At 64.5% G+C, this 561-nt stretch carries 2 protein-coding genes; both read left to right on the forward strand.

The genetic code is table 11. The features are described 5' to 3' along the window. Nucleotides 1–408, forward strand: a 408-nt coding sequence (gene tnpA, locus EWH12_RS22430) for an IS66-like element accessory protein TnpA (RefSeq protein ID WP_207212486.1), incomplete at its 5' end; no start/stop codon positions are given. After that, nucleotides 405–561 (forward strand): IS66 family insertion sequence element accessory protein TnpB (gene tnpB / locus EWH12_RS22945; RefSeq protein WP_165363719.1); only part of this gene is annotated, 157 nt, incomplete at its 3' end. The genes tnpA and tnpB, both read left to right, overlap by 4 nt.

Below are 561 nucleotides of genomic sequence, written 5' to 3' on the forward strand. Positions count from 1 at the left end.
TATGGACGTCCTGAGCCAAAGCGAGGGACGGCGGTGGAGATATTGGGCCGGGAACGGCGTCGTCGGTGGAGCAACGCGGAGAAGCTCGAGATCGTCGCCGCTGTGGGAATGAACGGAGAGCCGTTGGCGCGCGTCGCGCGGCGCTACGATGTGTCGCGAAGCCAGATCTATCAATGGCGCCATCTGTTCAGGAAGCGAGGGTTGCTGCCTGCGGCGGACGGACCAACCTTTTTGCCGGTTGATATCGGGGCGCCCATGCTGAGCGCGGAGCCCGTGCTCGATGACCGGGTGGTGGTCTCGCCCTTGATCGTCGAGCTGTGTCTGGCGCAAGGACGGCGGCTGCGCTTCGATGCCGGCATCGAGGCTACTGCCTTGACCCAGCTTATCCGGTCGGTGGAAGCTGCATGATCGGACCGGGCACCGGCGTAAGGGTCTATCTCGCCTGCGGCGTCACTGACATGCGCAAAGGGATTTCGGGTCTTGCAATGCTGGCCCAGACCGTGCTGCGACAGAAGCCGGCCAGTGGTGCCGTATTCGCCTTTCGGGGACGGCGCGGCGACA

The sequence above is a fragment of the Sphingobium cupriresistens genome, from assembly GCF_004152865.1.
GTDB lineage: Bacteria > Pseudomonadota > Alphaproteobacteria > Sphingomonadales > Sphingomonadaceae > Sphingobium > Sphingobium cupriresistens.